At 66.7% G+C, this 17716-nt stretch carries 17 protein-coding genes and 1 pseudogene; 6 read left to right on the top strand and 12 right to left on the bottom strand.

All coding sequences use genetic code 11. The annotated features are described in order from the left end of the window. Positions 1-35 precede the first annotated feature (35 nt). Positions 36-242 carry a hypothetical protein gene (locus tag IPM73_08140; GenBank protein ID MBK8918000.1) on the bottom strand — a complete coding sequence of 69 codons (207 nt, stop codon included), beginning with the start codon at positions 240-242 and terminating at the stop codon, positions 36-38. An 89-nt stretch (positions 243-331) separates the two neighbouring features. Here IPM73_08140 and IPM73_08135 point away from each other — a divergent pair, with 89 nt between their 5' ends. Next, positions 332-2152, top strand: coding sequence for a type II/IV secretion system protein (locus IPM73_08135; protein ID MBK8917999.1), 1821 nt, complete (start codon positions 332-334; stop codon positions 2150-2152). Positions 2153-2207: 55 nt separating this feature from the next. Then, positions 2208-2980 (top strand): annotated as a pseudogene (locus tag IPM73_08130) (FprA family A-type flavoprotein). 62 nt (positions 2981-3042) lie between these two features. On the opposite strand, the gene IPM73_08125 reads toward IPM73_08130, so the two are convergent. The 4 genes from IPM73_08125 to nth are packed head-to-tail and all read right to left on the bottom strand — an operon-like array spanning position 3043 to position 5806. Continuing rightward, positions 3043-3681 carry a hypothetical protein gene (locus tag IPM73_08125; GenBank protein ID MBK8917998.1) on the bottom strand — a complete coding sequence of 213 codons (639 nt, stop codon included), beginning with the start codon at positions 3679-3681 and terminating at the stop codon, positions 3043-3045. Between the two features lie 34 nt (positions 3682-3715). After that, positions 3716-4144, bottom strand: coding sequence for a DUF1841 family protein (locus IPM73_08120; GenBank protein ID MBK8917997.1), 429 nt, complete (start codon positions 4142-4144; stop codon positions 3716-3718). Then, positions 4137-5162, bottom strand: coding sequence for an FIST C-terminal domain-containing protein (locus IPM73_08115; GenBank protein ID MBK8917996.1), 1026 nt, complete (start codon positions 5160-5162; stop codon positions 4137-4139). Before IPM73_08115 ends, IPM73_08120 begins: the two co-directional genes overlap by 8 nt. Beyond that, positions 5159-5806 (bottom strand): endonuclease III, encoded by a 648-nt coding sequence (gene nth / locus IPM73_08110; GenBank protein MBK8917995.1) that lies wholly within the window; start codon positions 5804-5806, stop codon positions 5159-5161. The genes IPM73_08115 and nth overlap by 4 nt, the downstream gene beginning before the upstream one ends. A gap of 81 nt (positions 5807-5887) precedes the next feature. Here nth and IPM73_08105 point away from each other — a divergent pair, with 81 nt between their 5' ends. Next, entirely contained in the window at positions 5888-6271 is a 384-nt protein-coding gene (locus IPM73_08105) for a PAS domain-containing protein (GenBank protein ID MBK8917994.1), read from the top strand. Then, positions 6222-7310: a diguanylate cyclase gene (locus tag IPM73_08100; protein ID MBK8917993.1), complete on the top strand. Its 1089-nt coding sequence runs from the start codon at positions 6222-6224 to the stop codon at positions 7308-7310. The genes IPM73_08105 and IPM73_08100 overlap by 50 nt, the downstream gene beginning before the upstream one ends. 21 nt (positions 7311-7331) lie before the next feature. Here the strand turns inward: IPM73_08100 and IPM73_08095 are convergent, their stop codons facing one another. The 7 genes from IPM73_08095 to IPM73_08065 all read right to left on the bottom strand — a co-directional run bounded on the left by IPM73_08095 (position 7332) and on the right by IPM73_08065 (position 13709). Further along, positions 7332-8015: an electron transport complex subunit E gene (locus IPM73_08095; protein ID MBK8917992.1), complete on the bottom strand. Its 684-nt coding sequence runs from the start codon at positions 8013-8015 to the stop codon at positions 7332-7334. Next, entirely contained in the window at positions 8012-8647 is a 636-nt protein-coding gene (gene rsxG / locus IPM73_08090) for an electron transport complex subunit RsxG (protein ID MBK8917991.1), read from the bottom strand. The genes IPM73_08095 and rsxG overlap by 4 nt, the downstream gene beginning before the upstream one ends. A 29-nt stretch (positions 8648-8676) precedes the next feature. Then, the gene (locus IPM73_08085) at positions 8677-9696 is read right to left on the bottom strand and encodes an RnfABCDGE type electron transport complex subunit D (protein MBK8917990.1); all 1020 of its coding nucleotides are present in this window, start codon (positions 9694-9696) and stop codon (positions 8677-8679) included. After that, on the bottom strand, positions 9696-11447 hold the full coding sequence (gene rsxC, locus IPM73_08080) for an electron transport complex subunit RsxC (GenBank protein ID MBK8917989.1): 1752 nt from the start codon (positions 11445-11447) through the stop codon (positions 9696-9698). Before rsxC ends, IPM73_08085 begins: the two co-directional genes overlap by 1 nt. Beyond that, the gene (gene rsxB / locus IPM73_08075) at positions 11444-12010 is read right to left on the bottom strand and encodes an electron transport complex subunit RsxB (GenBank protein ID MBK8917988.1); all 567 of its coding nucleotides are present in this window, start codon (positions 12008-12010) and stop codon (positions 11444-11446) included. Before rsxB ends, rsxC begins: the two co-directional genes overlap by 4 nt. Further along, entirely contained in the window at positions 12007-12591 is a 585-nt protein-coding gene (gene rsxA / locus IPM73_08070) for an electron transport complex subunit RsxA (protein MBK8917987.1), read from the bottom strand. The genes rsxB and rsxA overlap by 4 nt, the downstream gene beginning before the upstream one ends. Before the next feature lie 74 nt (positions 12592-12665). Next, positions 12666-13709: a quinone-dependent dihydroorotate dehydrogenase gene (locus tag IPM73_08065; protein ID MBK8917986.1), complete on the bottom strand. Its 1044-nt coding sequence runs from the start codon at positions 13707-13709 to the stop codon at positions 12666-12668. 1366 nt (positions 13710-15075) lie between these two features. On the opposite strand from IPM73_08065, the gene IPM73_08060 reads away from it, so the two are divergent. Together IPM73_08060 and IPM73_08055 are read left to right on the top strand one after the other, a co-directional pair. Further along, positions 15076-16479, top strand: a complete 1404-nt coding sequence (locus IPM73_08060; protein MBK8917985.1) for a TolC family protein — start codon at positions 15076-15078, stop codon at positions 16477-16479. Further along, on the top strand, positions 16476-17711 hold the full coding sequence (locus IPM73_08055) for an efflux RND transporter periplasmic adaptor subunit (protein ID MBK8917984.1): 1236 nt from the start codon (positions 16476-16478) through the stop codon (positions 17709-17711). The genes IPM73_08060 and IPM73_08055 overlap by 4 nt, the downstream gene beginning before the upstream one ends. The last annotated feature ends 5 nt before the right edge of the window (positions 17712-17716 follow it).

The raw sequence follows: 17716 nt of genomic DNA, 5'->3' as shown, positions 1-17716 counted from the left end.
CGCCGGCAGTTGTAAGCGGGATTTTCCAGAGACTCTCAGTCTTCCGTGCGGGTGTCGTCCATATCGATGGCAATGGAACGGACCCAGCAGGCGCGGCGTTCCAGGTGGGAGCGGCGGTCTTCCAGCACCAGTCCCTCCCGGGTGGAATAGGGCGGTGCCGAGACGTTCTTGCCACTGCGGCGGTCGGTGCCCCGCTTGCCGGCTGGCTTTTTAGGGGTTTCTGGGGGAGGAACTTTGCTCATGGATCACCCATGGGGTTGAGGCCAACGAGCATTATGCCATGCCGTGGGGATTGTCTGCATGGGCCGGGAGGCCATGTTATAGTCCGCCGATGAACGCGCCCGCCACTCCGGGGACTGCGGCCCCCAGTCCCCTGCCCAATGCCCACGAGCACCGCCTCACCCTCGCCGAGGTTCTGGAATTTCTGGTCGAGGACGGGCTGGTGGCCAAGGGAGACGCCGATGCCTTGCGCGCCGAGCGCCGTTTGCAGGGCGGCAAAGCCCATCCCCTGGTCGTGGTCGCCGATCAGAAGTGGCGCAGCGCCACCCAGCCCCTCCGCCCCCTCAACCTGGAAAACCTGACCGAATGGCTGGCAGGCCGGCTCGGGCTGGCGTACTACCACATCGATCCCCTGAAGATCGATTTCACCGGTGTGGCCGAGGTCATGTCGGCAGCCTACGCGACCCGCTTCACGATCCTGCCGGTTCAGGTCACCACCCGCGAAGTGGTGGTGGCAACGGCGGAACCTTTTCTGCGGGAATGGGAGGCGGAACTCAAGCCCATCCTGCGCAAGGAAATTCGCCGGGTTCTCGCCAATCCCCTCGACATCGCCCGCTACCAGGTGGAGTTTTTCAGCCTGGCGCGCTCGGTCAAGAAAGCCAACCAGAAGGGCGATGGGAATTCAGGCCTTTCCAGCTTCGAACAACTGGTCGAATTGGGCAAGGGCAACCGGACCTACGACGCCAACGACCAGCACATCGTCAACATTGTCGACTGGCTATGGCAGTATGCCTTCGACCAGCGGGCTTCGGACATCCATGTCGAGCCGCGGCGGGAAGTCGGCCTGGTGCGCTTCCGCATCGACGGCATCCTGCATCAGGTGTACCAGATTCCCATGGCTGTCATGAACGCCATGACCAGTCGCATCAAGCTCCTTGGCCGCATGGACGTCATCGAGAAGCGCCGCCCCCAGGACGGGCGCATCAAGACCCGCACGCCGGACGGCCAGGAAGTCGAACTGCGCCTGTCGACGCTGCCCACGGCCTTCGGCGAGAAGCTGGTGATGCGCATCTTCGATCCGGATGTCCTGGTGCGGGATTTCCGCGAGCTGGGTTTCTCCACCGAGGATCTGGGGCGCTGGAATCAGATGACCCGGGCGCCCAACGGCATCATTCTGGTCACCGGGCCGACCGGGTCGGGCAAGACGACCACGCTGTACACCACCCTCAAGCAGCTTGCGACATCGGAAGTCAATGTCTGCACCATCGAGGATCCCATCGAGATGGTGGAGCCGGCCTTCAACCAGATGCAGGTCCAGCAGGCCATCGATCTGGGTTTCGCCGATGGGGTGCGCTCGCTCATGCGCCAGGATCCCGACATCATCATGATCGGCGAAATCCGTGACCTCCAGACGGCGGAAATGGCCATTCAGGCCGCGCTGACCGGGCATCTGGTCCTGTCTACCCTGCACACCAACGATGCGGCGGCGGCGATCACCCGGCTGCTCGACCTGGGCGTCCCGGCCTACCTCATCAATTCCACCGTCCTCGGAGTCATGGCCCAGCGTCTGGTGCGCACCCTCTGCCCCGCCTGCAAGAAGCCCTACCCGATCCGGGACGAGCAGCGGGACACCTGGAATTCCCTGGTCGCTCCCTGGAAGTCGAATCACCCGGCCACCGTGCACCAGCCGGTCGGCTGCCTGGAGTGCCGCATGACCGGTTATATGGGCCGCGTAGGGCTGTACGAAATCCTCCTGATGTCGCCGGAAATCCGCAAACTGATCAAGCCCCAGACCGAGCTCGCCAAGCTGCGCGACGTGGCCTACCGCGAGGGCATGCGGCCCCTGCGGATATCCGGTGCCATGAAGGTCGCCGCCGGCCTCACGTCCCTGGACGAAATCGTCAAGGTTGCGCCGCCCGCGGACGAAGCTTGACGCCCGCCAAGGGCAGGGACTAGTCTCCCCGGATTAGTCCTTCTGGAGAAGTCCCATGGCCGTGGAGCTCTACAACGACGGTTCCCACATCGTCCACGCCTTTTATGACCTCGTCGACGACACCGCCGGGCCGGTGGTGCAGTGCAATCAGTTCCTGGTGGTCGAAACGGCCATGGTGCCCTCATCGATCCGGGCGGCAACATGACCTATACCGGGCTCCTCATGGACATGCAGAAGTACTTCTCGTCCAAGGATCTCGACTACATCCTGGCTTCGCACCCCGACCCCGACATCATCGCCTCGGTGAACAAGTGGTTCGTGGCGTCCCAGTGCAAGGTGTTGATTTCCAGTCTGTGGACCCGCTTCGTTCCCCATTTCACCACCGGGCGTGACGTATCGGCCCGCATCGTGGGCATTCCCGATCCAGGAATGGCCATCCTTCTGGGCCAGTGCAAGCTGCTGGCCCTCCCGGCCCATTTCCTGCACGCCGAAGGCAATTTCCAGTTCTACGATCCGGTGGCGCGCATCCTCTTTTCCGGCGACCTCGGCACCTCTCTGGTGGATCACCGTGCCGCGGCGGAGCCGGTGAAGGATTTTGCCGCCCATGTCCGGCATATGGAGGGCTTCCATCGGCGCTACATCGTGGCGGGAAAAATTTGCCGCTACTGGGCAGCCATGGTGCGCCAGCTCGACATCGAGCAAATCGTTCCTCAGCACGGTTGCCGCTTCGTTGGCAAGGCGATGTGCGCTCAGCTCATCGACTGGGTGGAACGCCTGGAGTGCGGTGTAGATCTCATGGGGCAAAACAACTACACCCTGCCTGCCTGACATCCAGCGGGGTAGAGCGCCTGCCTGCAATCCCGTCGGGAGGTCGCAGGGAAAACGGGCGCTCAGTAGGCCGAGGGCACCAGGCCGTGGAAGGGCGGCGTACGGCCCACCAGGGATTCCAGTTCCACCAGTTCGGCGTCGCCGTGGTTGGCGACGCCGGCCGGGACCATGCTGCGGCGGCCGTCGGGCAGGATGTAGAGCGGATGGTCGTGGTGGGTCGTGGTGATGGTTTCCGCCTGCTGGGGCGCCGCGCTGGGCACCACCTGGGCGGTGCCGTAGCAGAGACAGAAATAGTCCCGCTCGGGGGACGCCTCGATGTAGCAGCCCGTACCGCGGATGCCGATGGTGGCCGAAGGGGTGAATATCTGCTTCTCGCCGCGGCCGAAAACCGAGAGCAGGCCGCCGGTCAGCACCCGCAGGCCGCTCTTCACGGAGTCGCCGAGCAGGGCGACGCGGGACTCGCCGCGCATGCGGTAGGCGTCCTGTCCGACGACGAAGACCGCTTCGCTGCCCGGGCCGGTGACCACGGTGTCGCCGGGACGCACAGGGCTGCCTTCTTTGGCAGGCTTGCCGTTGATCAGAACGCTGCCGGATACGCGGTAGAGGCCCTGTCCACCCGGCTTGGCACCGTTGGCCGCGGCGGATGCGACACCGGTGAGGGGTACTGCCCCCAGGGCCTTGATGAGATCGCGTCTTTTCATGGGGAGCAGTGTAGTGGGAAAGACGGCCCGAGTCTCATGCGCTGGCTGCCCGGCGCAGGGAGTCGAGATAGGCTTCCGCATCCAGAGGGCGGCCTTCCCGCTGGGCGCGCCAGACGGTCTCGCCCAGGGCTTCGAGGACGACGTGCTCGGCGGCGTGGGGGTCGAGGCGCAGGCGCAAGGCCTCAAAAGCAGCCCGAATGCCCGGGGGCTGGTCGATGCTCACCTGTTCGACAATGGCGAGGTGCAGGGAGAGGTGCAGGAAGGGGTTCATGGCCCCGGCCTCCGGCGTCCACTCGGCGCTCAGGGCGCCGTCGGTGTCGGAGAGCAGGCTGTGATATTCGGGGTGGCGGCCGACGATGTCGGCGGCGGCGATTTCCGCTCCGGCCAGGGGCAGGCGGTCACGATGCTTGCGCCAGACTTCGCAGAAGAAATGGCGTACCTGATCGCGGGAAGGATTAAACATGGCAGGGCTCGAAGAGGACGGTGGCGACGCTGTTCTGGAGCACCGCAACGCCGCCGTTCCAGGGAACGATCTGGCCGGTGCCGTAGGCTCCGGCCAGGGGAAGGCCCGGGAAGCGGCGGCGCAGGGCCGCCAGATCGCGGTCTTCACCGTCGTAGAACAGGGGGCCGCGACCGATGCAGGAAAAGACCAGGGCGCAGGCAGGATTCTGACACCGGGCGGCCAGGCTCTCAAGGCTGGCGGCCATGTCGGCGGCTGCCGTCAGCGGTTGGCGCAGTGCCCACTGCAGCCGCGCCCCGACCCGCGGCGGGCGGGCGAGGCAGAGGGAACCGTCGCCGTTGGCTGTCAGGATGGGGATGGGGGGCAGTCCGTCTTCGCAGGCCGCCACCAGATGAACGGGGAGGGGGCTGCGGTCCCGCAGGCCTGGAGGAAGGGCGCGGCGCAGGCTGTCGGCGGCGCTGGCCGACGCCAGGTTCAGCACATCGTGGCCGCGCACGGCGGTGACCTCCTGGGCCTCGCCCAAGGCGTGCAGCCCGGTGGACAGGGCGCCGAGCAGGGCGTGCCCTGGGATCTGGATCTCGGCGCAGGGTGGCGCGCAGAGGCGGGCGTCGTGCCAGACCAGGGCATCGCGGCAGGTCAGACCCCAGCGGGGAGCCGCGTCGGCCCCTGGTGGGGGAAATGCAGGGCCGCCACAAAAGGCGAGTTGCGGCTGGACGAGGGAGGGGCGGGGGCCCGCACCGGCCTGACCCAGGACGAGGGCCGCCACCGCTGGCTGATCCAGGCGCCAGCCCGCCTCGGTGAAGACGCCTTCGGCCAGCATGCCGGATACCTGGAGACCCCCGGCGGCGCCCGCGGCGGCCTGGATGGCGCGGGGCGCCTGGCGGGCGAAATGGGCCGAAAGGAAGAGAAACACACGGCTTGGCCGCTCTCCCCCGGCGGCCGCGATGGCACGCCGCACGGCGTCGGCAGCCAGGGCTGGCGCCGCCAGGGGTGCACTGGCCAGTCCGGAGCCGGCTTTCATCGGGCGAGGGAATTCTTTTTCCCGCCTGGCACGGGGCACAGGTCGGCCAGGAGACAGCGTTCGCATTCCGGCTTGCGAGCCTTGCAGACGTAGCGCCCGTGCAGGATCAGCCAGTGGTGGGCATCCTGGCGAAACTCCGCCGGCGTGGTCCGCAGCAGCCGCTTTTCGACTTCCAGCGGAGTCTTGCCCGGGGCGAGGCCGGTGCGATTGGCGACGCGGAAGATGTGGGTGTCCACCGCGATGGTCGGCTGGCCGAAGGCCGTGTTGAGCACCACATTGGCCGTCTTGCGCCCCACGCCGGGCAGGGCCTCCAGGGCCTCGCGCCGGGCGGGAACTTCGCCGCCGTGGTGTTCGAGCAAAATGCGGCAGGTGGCGATGACATGGCGGGCCTTGCTGCGGTAAAGGCCGATGGTGCGGATGGCCTCGGCCAGGCCCTCCTCGCCCAGGGCCAGCAGGGCGGCGGGTGTCGGGGCCAGGGGAAAGAGGCGTGCCGTCGCCTTGTTGACACTGACGTCGGTGGCCTGGGCCGAGAGCATGACGGCGACCAGAAGTTGAAAGGGGCCGTCGTAGTGCAGCTCGGTGCGCGGGGCGGGGTTGGCATCCCGCAGGCGGGTATAGAGTTGGCGGACGAGGAGGGGCTGCATGTGTTAATCCATTCGCCGGGCTTGTCAGGCAGCGGGCTTTTGCGTCATATTGGCCGTCATTATCACCTTTAGCGTAGCCCGGTGTCGTCTCCCCTGGATATTCCGCCCTCCCTCGGCCTCGACAGTCTGACCCAGATTGTCGAGGGCAATCCCGTGGCGACCATCGTCATCGACGCCGCCCACCGGGTGACCCACTGGAACCGGGCCATCGAAGTCCTGACCGGACTCAAGGCGGCCGACATGGTGGGTACCGATGGGCAGTGGCGGGCCTTCTACACCAGTGCGCGTCCCATTCTGGCCGATTTCATCGTGAGCGGCGCCCTGGAGGATTCGGTCGATCACTACTACCACGGGAAATTCCGCCGCGCTCCCCTGATCGACGGCGCTTTCGAGGCGGAGGATTTTTTTTCCGTCCATGGGCGAGTCGGGCAAGTGGCTGTTCTTTACCGCGGCCCCCCTGCGTGACGGCGAGGGGCGTATCGTCGGTGCCATTGAGACCCTGCAGGACGTCAGCGACCGCCATGATGCCGAGGCGGCCGTGCGGGAAAGCGAGGGGGTGCTTGCCCAGATCGTCCTGGGCAGTTCGGTGGCTACTTTCGTCATCGACCGCGAGCACCGCGTTTCCCACTGGAATCGCGCCTGCGAGGCGATTACCGGCGTGGCTGCACGGGACGTGGTGGGCACGCGCGACCAGTGGCGCCCCTTTTATCCGACCCAGCGGCCGCTGATGGCGGACCTGGTCCTGGAGCGGGCCAGCGAGGGAACGGTGCAGGAGTTCTACCGCGGCAAGTACCGGCCTTCACCCCTGATCGAGGGCGCCTACGAAGCGGAGGACTTTTTCCCCAATTTCGGCGAGGGGGGCTGCTGGCTCTACTTTACGGCGGCGCCTCTGCGCAATAGCCGGGGCGAAGTGGTCGGCGCCATCGAAACCCTGCAGGATTTCACCGAGCGGCGCCGCACCGAAATCGCCCTGCGGGAGAGCGAGGAGCGTTACCGCATCCTGAGCGTCACCGACGCCCTCACCGGGCTCTACAATTCCCGCCATTTCTACGAGCGCCTGCACGAGGAAGTGGAGCGCGCTCAGCGCTACGGTCGGCCCCTGTCGCTCATCGTCCTCGATGCCGACAATTTCAAACAGGTGAACGACACTTACGGCCACCTTCAGGGAGACTTGGTGCTCCAGGTTCTCGCGGGGGTCATCGGCCATTGTCTGCGGCGCACCGACAGCGCCTACCGCTATGGCGGCGAGGAATTCGCCGCGATCATGCCCGAGGCGACGCTGGAGGCCGCGGCCCTGGTGGCGGAGCGCCTGCGCCACAGTTTTGCCGAAACGCCCATACGCCCGGCTGCGGGCGGGATGATCCGGTGTAGCGTGAGCATCGGTGTCACCCAATTGGTGGCGGGCGAGAGCGTAGAGAGCTTCATCCGCCGCGCCGACGACGGCGCCTACCAGGCCAAGCGCCGTGGCAAGAACTGTGTCGTCACCATGGCGATTCCGAGCTGATCGATCCTGGTTGCTCCGGGGTCAGGGTGCCGATGCGGGGAAGGCTGTCGCATCAAGGGTTGCGCGGCGAGCGGCCCGATCTTCCACCCAGTTCTTCCACGCGATCATGCAGCCCAGCAGGATGAAGGCCCCGGGGGGCAGCAACATGAAGAGCAGCCCCGGGTATTCCGCCGGTAGCACCTGGATGGGTTGCAGCGCGGGGAAGACCAGGTCGATGCCCCCCAGCAGGGTGCCACTGCCGATCAGTTCCCGCAGCCCGCCCAGGACGGCCAGGGTCCACAACATGCCGACCCCCATGAAAACGCCGTCCAGGGTCGATTGCAGGGGCGGATTCTTGGCCGCGAAGGCTTCCACCCGGGCCAGCACGATGCAGTTGGTGACAATCAGGGGGATGAAGATGCCCAACACCAGGTAAAGCTCGTGCAGATTGGCGTTGAAGAGCAGATCGACCACCGTCACCAGGGCGGCGACGATGAGGATGAAGACCGGGATGCGGATTTCGTGGGGGATGAAATTGCGCAGGCTGGCCACCGCCACATTGGCCAGGGCCATGACCAGGATGGTGGCCAGGGACAGCATGATGCCATTCACAGCATTGGTGGTGACGGCGAGCAGGGGGCACAGGCCGAGGATCTGGATGAGACTGGTGTTCTGCTTCCAGACGCCGTTGCGGGCGATGCTGCGGAACTCGTCGCGGGTCATCATGGCTTGCCTCCATCAGCCTGAGCGAACAGGCGTTCGCGGTTCTCCGTCCCGAAACGGACGGCCTTGGCCACCGCGCGCACCACGGCACGGGGCGTCACCGTGGCGCCGGCCACGGAATCGAAGCGGCCGCCGTCCTTCTTCACCTTCCACGCCCTGGCTTCGGTGCTTGCCAGCGACAGGCCGTTGAACTGGGTGATCCAGGGGCGGGTCTTGTTCTTGTCCTTCTTGGGTTCGATGTAATCGCCCAGGCCCGGGGTTTCCCGGTGCTGGGTGACGCGCACGCCGGCCACGGTGCCGTCGGCGCGCAGGGCGACGAGGAGGCGAATCTTGCCGGAATAGCCGTCGGGGGCCACGGCCTCATACACCAGAGCGACGGGCTGGCCGCCGCGCCGGGCGCGATAGACGGTGCTGGCTTCGTCGATACCCAGGGCCGGGGTCGGCGGCAGGGCAAGGGCATCCTCCAGCAGGCGATTGTCGTATTCGGTGCGCGGCAGGACTTCGTCGATCAGCCTCATTTTCTCCTCGATGGCGGAAGCCTCCAGGGCCGGCTTGGTCCACAGGTAGGCGCCGGAGAGGAGCCCGGTGAACAGGACGACGAAGAGAAACAGGATGACCGCCGTGCGCAGGGCCATGCCGGTGGCTGAATACGCCCGCGCCTGACTCACGACTTGCCTTTCATGCCGAAGATGCGCGGCTGGGTGAACAGGTCGATGACCGGCACGCAGATGTTCATGATGAGTACCGCGAAGGCCACGCCATCCGGGTAGCCGCCGAAGACGCGGATGACGTAAGCCAGAAGGCCGGCACCGGCGCCGAAGATGAGCTTGCCGCGCGGTGTGGTGGATCCGGAAACCGGGTCGGTGGCGATAAAGAAGGCCCCCAGCATGGCGCCGCCGGAAAAGAGGTGGAAGAGCGGGTTGGCGAAGGATTGCGGCGCGTACAGCCAGAGGGCGCCGGAAATGGCGGCGAGGGCGGCGAGGAAGGCCACCGGCACCTGCCAGGTGATGATGCCGCACAGCCACAGCCACAGGCCGCCCGCGAAATACCCCAGGGCAACCCACTCCCAGCCGCGGCCGGCGAAATTGCCGTAAATGTCCTGGTTGGCGAGGAGTGAGGGCACGTCCACGCTGCTCTCGGCGCCCAGCTTCAGGGCCGTCTTGAGGGCGTCCAGGGGGGTGGCGCTGGTGAGGGCATCCACCCGGGGGGCGAAGCCGAAGATGATGTCCGCCTGCTGCACCAGGGTCAGGTGCAGGCCCTGGTTCGGCCATTGCGACATGAGAGCCGGGAAGGAGACGATGCAGACGGCGAAGGCCACCATGGCCGGGTTGAAGGGGTTCTGGCCCAGGCCGCCGTAGAGGTGCTTGGCGACCACGATGGCGAAGAAGACGCCGGTCGCCACCAGCCACCAGGGGGCGAGCGGCGGGAAGGTGAGGGCGATGAGCCAGGCGGTGACCACCGCCGAGCCGTCGGCGAGGAAGGGCGCCAGGGGCTTCCCCCGGATTTGCAGCATGAGCGCTTCGGCCAGCAGGGCGGCGAGGCTGGCCACGGCCAGTTGAATGAGGATGGCCGGACCCACCAGCCAGGCATAGGCGGCGATGCCGGGAAGCAGGGCCAGGCAGACCTGGGTCATGACCCGGCTGACGCTGGCGTCCTTGAGCAGATAGGGGGGCGTGCTGAACATCAGGGCGCGTTCTCGTCAGGGGGGGCGGCAGCTTCGCGGCGGGCCTCGATGGCGGAAATCTCCGCTTGCCGGGCCGGGCTCAGGGCTTCGGTGTTGCGGGGCTGGGCGGCCGCCCGCTGGGCCCGGGCCCGTTCCATGGCGGCTTCGATGGTGGCGCGTTTGGCCGCCTCGGCGTCGGTCGGGGCAGGGGCTGCCGGTGGGGATGCGGTGGTCCCCGTGGGAGCAGCGCCGGCCGGAGCGGTGTCAGCCGCCAGGGGGGCGGCTTCCGCGGAGACGGCAGCCGCCTCCGCTGCGGCTGCCTCGGCGGCCTTCTTGGCCGCCTGGGCGGCGGCGGCCTTGGCCAGCTTCTCGGCTTTCTCGGCCTTTTCCCGCTCGTCGCGGAGCTGCTTGAACTCGAAACGCTCCTTGGCGCCGTCGGCGGCGTTCTTGTCCCGCTCCCGCGCCCAGATCTCGCTCTTGGCAAAGCGGAAATACTGCACCAGGGGGATGCGCGAGGGGCAGACGTAGGAGCAGCAGCCGCACTCGATGCAGTCGAAGATGTTGTATTCCTGGGTCTTGCCGAAGTTCTTGGCGCGGGCGAACCAGTACATCTCGAAGGGCTGCAATTCGTGGGGGCAGGCTCGGGCGCACTCGCCGCAGCGGATGCAGGGCATTTCCGGTGGCGCAGGAGGGAAGAGGCGGGGCGAGTGGGCGATCAGGCAATTGGTGGCCTTGACCACCGGCGCCCGGCGGTCGGGGACCAGAAAGCCCATCATGGGGCCGCCCATGATGATGCCGTCGGTATCGGGGTTGGGCTGGGCGAGGGCGAGCAACTCGTCCATGGGGGTGCCGATCAGCACCTCGTAATTGCGGGGCTCATGCACATTGCCGGTGAGCGTGACGAGGCGGGACAGCAGCGGCTCGCCGTGGGCGATGGCCCGCCAGGCCGTGTAGGCGGTGGCCACGTTGAAGCACTGCACGCCCAGATCGGTGGAGCGCTTGGCGGCCGGAACTTCCTTGCCGGTGAGCACGCGGATCAACTGCTTGGCGCCCCCCGCCGGGTAGCGGGTGGGCACGGCGACAACGGCGAAGTCCTCGCCGGCCGCCCGGACGGCGGCGGCTAGGGCGGCCACCGCTTCGGGTTTGTTGTCCTCGATGCCGATGAGCACCTTCTTCGGTTGCAGGAGGTCGCGGAAGAGGCCGATGCCGCGCACCACCTCCTCGGCCCGTTCGCGCATGAGCAGGTCGTCACAGGTGATGTAGGGCTCGCACTCGGCGCCGTTGATGACCAGCTCCTCCATGGGCACGGTCCTGGACGCGCTGAGTTTGCCGTGGGTGGGGAAGACGGCGCCCCCCAGGCCGACGACGCCGGCCTGCTGCAGTCTTTCGCGCACGGCTTCCGGGGCCAGGGAACGGTAGTCCAAGGGCTGGCGCTCGATCCATGTTTCCTGGCCGTCGGGTTCGATGACCACGCAGAGCGCCGTCAGGCCGGAGGGATGGGGCTGGGGGTGCATTTCCACCGCGACCACGGTGCCGGAAGTGGGGGCATGGACGGCGGCCGAGATCCAGCCGTCGGCCTCGCCGATCATCTGGCCCTTGAGGACTCGGTCACCGACCTGAACCAGGGGCCGCGGCGTGCCGCCGATGCTCTGGTGCAGGGGAACGATCAACCGCGACGGCAGTGGCGCCAGGGCAATGGGCTTGCCCACCGACTGCGTCTTGTTGCTGGGCGGTTTGACCCCGCCCTTGAACTTGAAGAGGTCGAGCATCAGGCTGCCTTCCGGGTTGCGACCGGCTGGATGGCGATGACCGGGTATTTCCACTTCCAGTTGTCGAGGGTCTCGCCGATGGGCACCATGGCGATGCACTCCACCGGGCAGGGCGGCAGGCACAGTTCGCAGCCGGTGCACAGGGGGGCGACGATGGTGTGCATCTGCTTGGCGGCGCCGACGATGGCATCCACTGGGCAGGCCTGGATGCACAGGGTGCAGCCGATACAGGTGTTTTCGTCGATGACGGCGACCTGGGGCGGCCGCGCCTCGACTTCCAGGGGCTTGACCTCACGGCCCAGGAGGTCGGCCAGCTTCTGCACGCCCTCCAGGCCGCCCGGGGGGCACAGGTTGATTTCCGCCTCGCCCTTGCCGATGGCCTCGGCGTAGGGGCGGCAACCGGGGTAGCCGCACTGGCCGCACTGGGTCTGGGGCAGGACGGATTCGATCTTTTCGATCAGGGGGTCGCCTTCCACCTTGAAGCGGATCGAGGCATAGCCCAGGGCGGCGCCCAGGACGAGGGCGCCCAGGGCCATGACGGCGATGGCGAGGAGGAGTTCCGTCATTGGTACCTGTCCAGGCCGGCGAAGCCCATGAAGGCCAGGGACATGAGGCCGGCGGTGACCATGGCGATGGCGACCCCGCGGAAGTATCGCGGCACGTCGGCGCCCTCGATGCGCTCGCGGATACCGGCGAAGAGCACCAGCACCACGGAGAAGCCGACGGCGCTACCGGCGCCGAAGAGGAGCGACTCGACGAAGTTGAACTTGTTGGCGACGTTGAGCAGCGGCACCCCCAGCACGGCACAGTTGGTGGTGATGAGGGGCAGGTAGATGCCCAGGGTCTGCTGCAGGGTGGGGGAAGTCTTGGCGATCACCATTTCCGTGAGCTGCACGATGGCGGCGATGGTGACGATGAAGGACAGGGTGCGCAGGTACTCCAGCCCGAAGGGGATGAGCAGGTAGTGGTCGATGATGTAGCTGGCCCCCGTGGCCATGGTCAGCACGAAGGTGGTGGCCGCCCCCATGCCATAGGCGGTTTCCAGCTTCTTGGAAACGCCCATGAAGGGGCACAGGCCGAGAATCTTCACCAGCACGACGTTGTTGACCAGCACCGCGCCGACGAGGATGAAAAGGTAATGGCTCATGAAATGGGGAAGAGGGGAAGGCCCGTATTATCGGGCTTTGGCAGCGGCCAAACAACCGCGCGCGGGATAAGGGCTTAGGCTCTTTTCCTCAGCACACGCGCCAGGGTTTCCGCCACCTCGCCCACCAGTTCCGGACCGCGGTAGATGAAGCCGCTGTAGAACTGCACCAGACTTGCCCCGGCGCGGATTTTTTCTGCCGCGTCCGCGCCGCTCAGGATGCCGCCCACGCCGATGATGGGCAGTTCGCCCTGCAAGGCGGCGGACAGCTTCTTCAGGACATCGGTGGATTTGCGGAACACCGGCGCGCCGGAAAGGCCCCCGCTTTCGGCGGCGTTGGGCAATCCTTCGACCCCCTCGCGGGAAAGCGTGGTATTAGTGGCGATGACCCCGTCCATGCGGTGGCGCTTGAGGGCGTCGGCAATGGCGGTGATCTGCGCGTCGTCGAGATCGGGGGCGATCTTCAAGGTCATGGGCACGTACCTGCCGTGCTTCTGGGCCAGTTGCTCCTGGCGCGCCTTGAGGCGGGCGAGGAGGTCGTCCAGGGCCTCGTCCTTCTGCAATTCGCGCAGGTTCTTGGTGTTGGGGGACGAGATATTGACCGTCACATAGCTGGCGGCGTCGTAGACCTTGTCCAGGCAGAGGAGGTAATCGTCGGCGGCGTTCTCGATCGGCGTCGTGGCGTTCTTGCCGATGTTGATGCCGAGGATGCCTCCCTTATTGGGGAATTTCGCCGCCCGCACGTTTTCCAGCAAACGCTCGACGCCCTCATTGTTGAAGCCCATGCGGTTGATGATGCCCTGGGCCGCCGGGATGCGGAACAGGCGTGGCCGCGGGTTGCCGGCCTGGGGGCGCGGCGTGATGGTGCCGATTTCGAGGAAGCCGAAACCCAGGCGGGCCAGGCCGTCGATATGGTCGCCGTTCTTGTCCAGGCCGGCGGCCAGCCCCACCGGGTTGGGAAAGCTGAGTCCCATGACCGTTACCGGGCAGGGTGTCACCGGTTTGGCCAGCAGGCCGGCAAGGCCGGTGGCGTCGAGGAAGGAAACGCCGCGCATGCCGATGCCGTGGGCAGTTTCGGCATCGAGGGCGAAGAAGAATTTGCGAATGGCGGAATAGAGCATGGGGGCGGATTTTATCGCATTGCAGCAAGGGGAATTGTGCTCTTCCGGGGGGAGGACGGATCCCTCGGTGTTTTCGGGCGGATGCTGTCCCCGGGGAAGCCGGGAAATTCATTCGGTGGCTCCACAGCCGAGCCGGTCTTCTGAGTCCGCCAGTTTTGCCTCGGCTCCCCGGCCTGACCGCTTTTCTGAACCCATGGTTTCCGCGCCTGATGCGCGGGCGTACTTTCTTTTTGGTGGCAAAAAGAAAGTAGCCAAAGAAAAAGCCACCCCCTGGGTCGGAGCCCCGCGTTGCTCGGCTCCTCTCAAGGGGCCCAGAAGCGGCCGGGCTGAATGGTTCGACCGCGTCTCGCCCACGCTCCGGACCTATGCGGCCAGAGAAGGCGCACACCCGTCCGGTACCGGACGCCTCTCCCCCCATGGAAGACGCTGAGCAACGCAGGGCTTCCGGGGGCCTTCGGGTCGCGTTGTCTGAGCCCCCGCAGGGGGCGAGTTTAGCGACCCGCCCGGATGCCCGAGTAGCGCAAGGGACCGGGCAACGCCCGGCGTCGACCTTGGGGTCGCCTTCTCTTTGGTGACTTTCTCTTGGCGAAGCAAGAGAAAGTCACACGCCCTCAGGGCGGAACCCCAGGGTTCAGCAAACCTCACTGCTTCCGGAGAAGCCGGGCTATTCGGTGGCTCCCCGGCCTGACCGCTTTTCTGAACCCATGGTTTCCGCGCCTGATGCGCGGCCGTACTTTCTTCTTGAGTGGCAAGAAGAAAGTAGGCAAAGAAGAAGCCACCCCTGGGTCGGAGCCCCGCTGCGCGGGGTACCCTGCGCTACTCGGGGGCTTGGGCGGCTCGCTAAACTCGCCCCCTCTCGGGGGCTCAGACAACGCGAGCCGACTTCCCCCAAGCCCCCTGCGTTGCTCGGCTCCTCTCAAGGGCCCCAGAAGCGGTCGGGCTGGAGGGCCGTACCGCTTCAAGCGCATCGTCGACGCGGAGTCGGCCAAAGGACGCTTCCCGGCCCTTGAGCCCGGACGCCTCTCCCCCCATGGAAGACGCTGAGCAACGCAGGGCGCCCGGAAGCCCGAGTGGCGCAAGGGACCGGGCGCAGCCCGGCGTCGACCCTGGGGTCGCCTTTTCTTTGGTGACTTTCTTTTGGCGAAGCAAAAGAAAGTCACACGCCCTCAAGGCGGAACCCCAGGGTTCAGCAAGCTCAACTGCTTCTGGGGAAAAGATCGTGCCCGTAAACGTGGTGCAAGCGTGCAACGGCATGCCATGAACTCCTGCATGGCTGCCCTGGCGCCGCCACAACCCGTCACACATTCCGCAATGACCGGCCGGTCAGGTGTCGCTAAACTGGCGAACTTCACGCTTTCGGCTCGCCATGCGTTTCATTCCCCTTTCCCTTGTTCTGGTCGTTGTTCCCGCCCTGTGCGGTGAACTGCTTGCGGCCGACCGGGATTTCGGCGATCCCCTGGGAACCGACGCGATGGTGCCCCTCAAACCCTCGCCGGCCCTGGGTGGGCGCGTGACGGCCATGCCCTGCGGCACGGCCCTGCCGGCCAAGCCGCTGGGGGTGATCGATGTGGTCGATCTGGCCCTCTGCAACAATTCCCTTACCCGCGAAGCCTGGGCCAACGCCCGGGTGCAGGCGGCCAACCTGGGGGTCGCCCGTTCCGCCTGGCTGCCCAGCCTCGATGGCAAGGGCAGCGTCGCCCGGGTATGGAGCGAGGGCACCGGCAGCAACTCCCGCACGGCGGCCCTGACGCTTTCCTGGCTGCTTTTCGATTTTGGCACCCGCGCCGCTACCGTGGAGAATGCCCGTCAACTCCTGGCCGCTGCCGCGGCGAGCCAGGACGCCACGGTGCAGGCCATTTTTCTGGCGGCCTTGCAGTCCTACTACGGCGTCCAGGCCGGGCGGGCTTCCGTGGAGGCGCTCAAGGAGGCGGAGCGGGTGGCCCGCGAAGCCTTCGACGCCGCCGACACTCGCTACAAGGTCGGCGTCGCTACCCCGGCCGACCGCCTGCAGTCCCAGACTGCCTGGTCCCAGGCCACCCTCAACCGCATCCGGGCCGAGGGCGACTTGCGAACGGCCTACGGTACCCTGGCCAGCGTCATGGGTTTCGACGCCCAGCAGCCCTACGCCCTGGCCGACATCCCCGCCCTGGTGCCGGATACGGCCTTCGAGCGGGACATGGCGGCATTGATCGGTGAAGCGCGGCAGCGCCGCCCCGACCTCAAGGCGGCCGAAGCCCAGGTGGCTGCCGCCCGGGCCGGCGTGGACGCGGTCCGGGCTGCCGGGTTGCCCACGGTCAGTCTGGGGGCTGGACCCACCTGGCAGGAGGTCGGCGGCGTCAGCACGAAGGGCGGTAGCCTCGGGGTGACGGTCAATGTGCCGCTTTTTTCCGGCTTCGCCACCCCCTATCGTGTGCGCGCCGCGGAGGCCCAGGTGGATGTCCGGGAGGCCCAGCGGGAGCGGCTGGAAAAGCAGGTGGCCCTCGACGTCTGGAAGGCCTGGCAGGGGCTCTCCACCACGACCCAAACCCTGAAGACCAGCGCCGACCTGGTGGCCAGCGCCGAGGCCTCGGCCCAGGTGGCGCTGGGACGCTACAAAGCGGGCCTGGGCAGCATTCTCGATCTGCTCACCGCTCAGAGCGCTCTGGCCTCGGCCCGCCAGCAGCGCATCCAGGCGACCCTGGACTGGAACGTGAACCGCGCGACCCTGGCCCAGGCCATGGGCGCCCTCGATTACCGCCTGCTGCAAGCGGCGGGCGAAGGAAAGCCATGAATAAACTTCCCGTGGGCAGGAGCCTTCTGGTCCTTGGTGTGGTCGCCGCCCTCGCCGGTGGCGGATTCTGGTATTTCCGCGACAGGGCCGCCCAGGCGCCGGAGCAGCGCTACAAGTTTCAGGAGGCGGTCAAAGGCGAGGTGGTGCAGACGGTGTCCGCCAACGGCATCCTGACGCCGCTCATCCTGGTCAACGTGGGCACCCAGGTTTCCGGAACGGTGCGTCGGCTCCATGTCGATTTCAACCAGAAGGTGGAAAAGGGCCAGCCATTGCTCGAACTCGACCAGTCGCTGCTTGAAGCCCAGGCCCGGTCGAGCGCGGCCAATGTAGCCAATATCGCCGCTTCCTTCGACCTGGCCAAGGCCAACGAGGCGCGCATGAAGGCGCTGCTCGAAAAGGAGTATGTTTCCCGCCAGGAGTACGACCAGGCCCTGCAGACCCTCAAATCCTCCCGGGCCCAGTTGGCCCAGGCCCGGGCGGTAGCCGACCGGGACCGGGTGAACCTGGGCTACACGGTCATCACCTCGCCGGTGGCCGGCACCGTGGTGGCGCGGCTGGTGGATATCGGCCAGACGGTGGCGGCCAGTTTCCAGACGCCTACGCTGATCCAGATTGCCCAGGATCTTTCCAAGATGGCCATCGACACCAGTTTTGCCGAAGCCGACATCGGCAACATCAGGGAGGGGCAGAAGGTGCGTTTCACCGTCGATGCCTTCCCCAACAAGAGTTTTCAGGGCGAGGTGAAGCAGATTCGCCTCAATCCCACCAATCAGCAGAACGTCGTGACGTACAACGTCCGCGTGGCCGTGGATAACCCGGAGCAACTGCTGTTGCCGGGAATGACGGCCTATACCAGCATTGCGGTCAGCCGGCGCGACGACGTGCTGCTGGTACCCAACGCTGCCTTGCGCTTCAAACCGGCGGAGGAACGCGAGGCGTCGGCGGCTGCACGGCAGGGGCAGCCTTCCGGTCCTGGCGTCGGGGCGCCGATGGGGCCGCCTTCGGGCGGCCAGGGCGGCGGGGCCGGCCGCAAGAAGCGGGACAGCGGTTCGGCTACCGTCCATGTCCTTGAAAACGGCCAGTTGAAACCGGTTTCCGTCCAGCTGGGCATTACCGACAACCGCAACACCGAAGTCACCGGCGGCGACCTGCAGCCCGGGGCCCGGGTGGCGATAGGCGATGCCAACGGGGTCGTCAAATCCTCCAGCAGCGTGGGGATGCGGCTCTTCTGAGGCAC

This window comes from Betaproteobacteria bacterium (assembly GCA_016720065.1).
Lineage (GTDB): Bacteria > Pseudomonadota > Gammaproteobacteria > Burkholderiales > Rhodocyclaceae > SSSZ01.
Note: the sequence above shows the minus strand (reverse complement) of the source record. Positions and strands in the feature narration are given on the sequence as shown.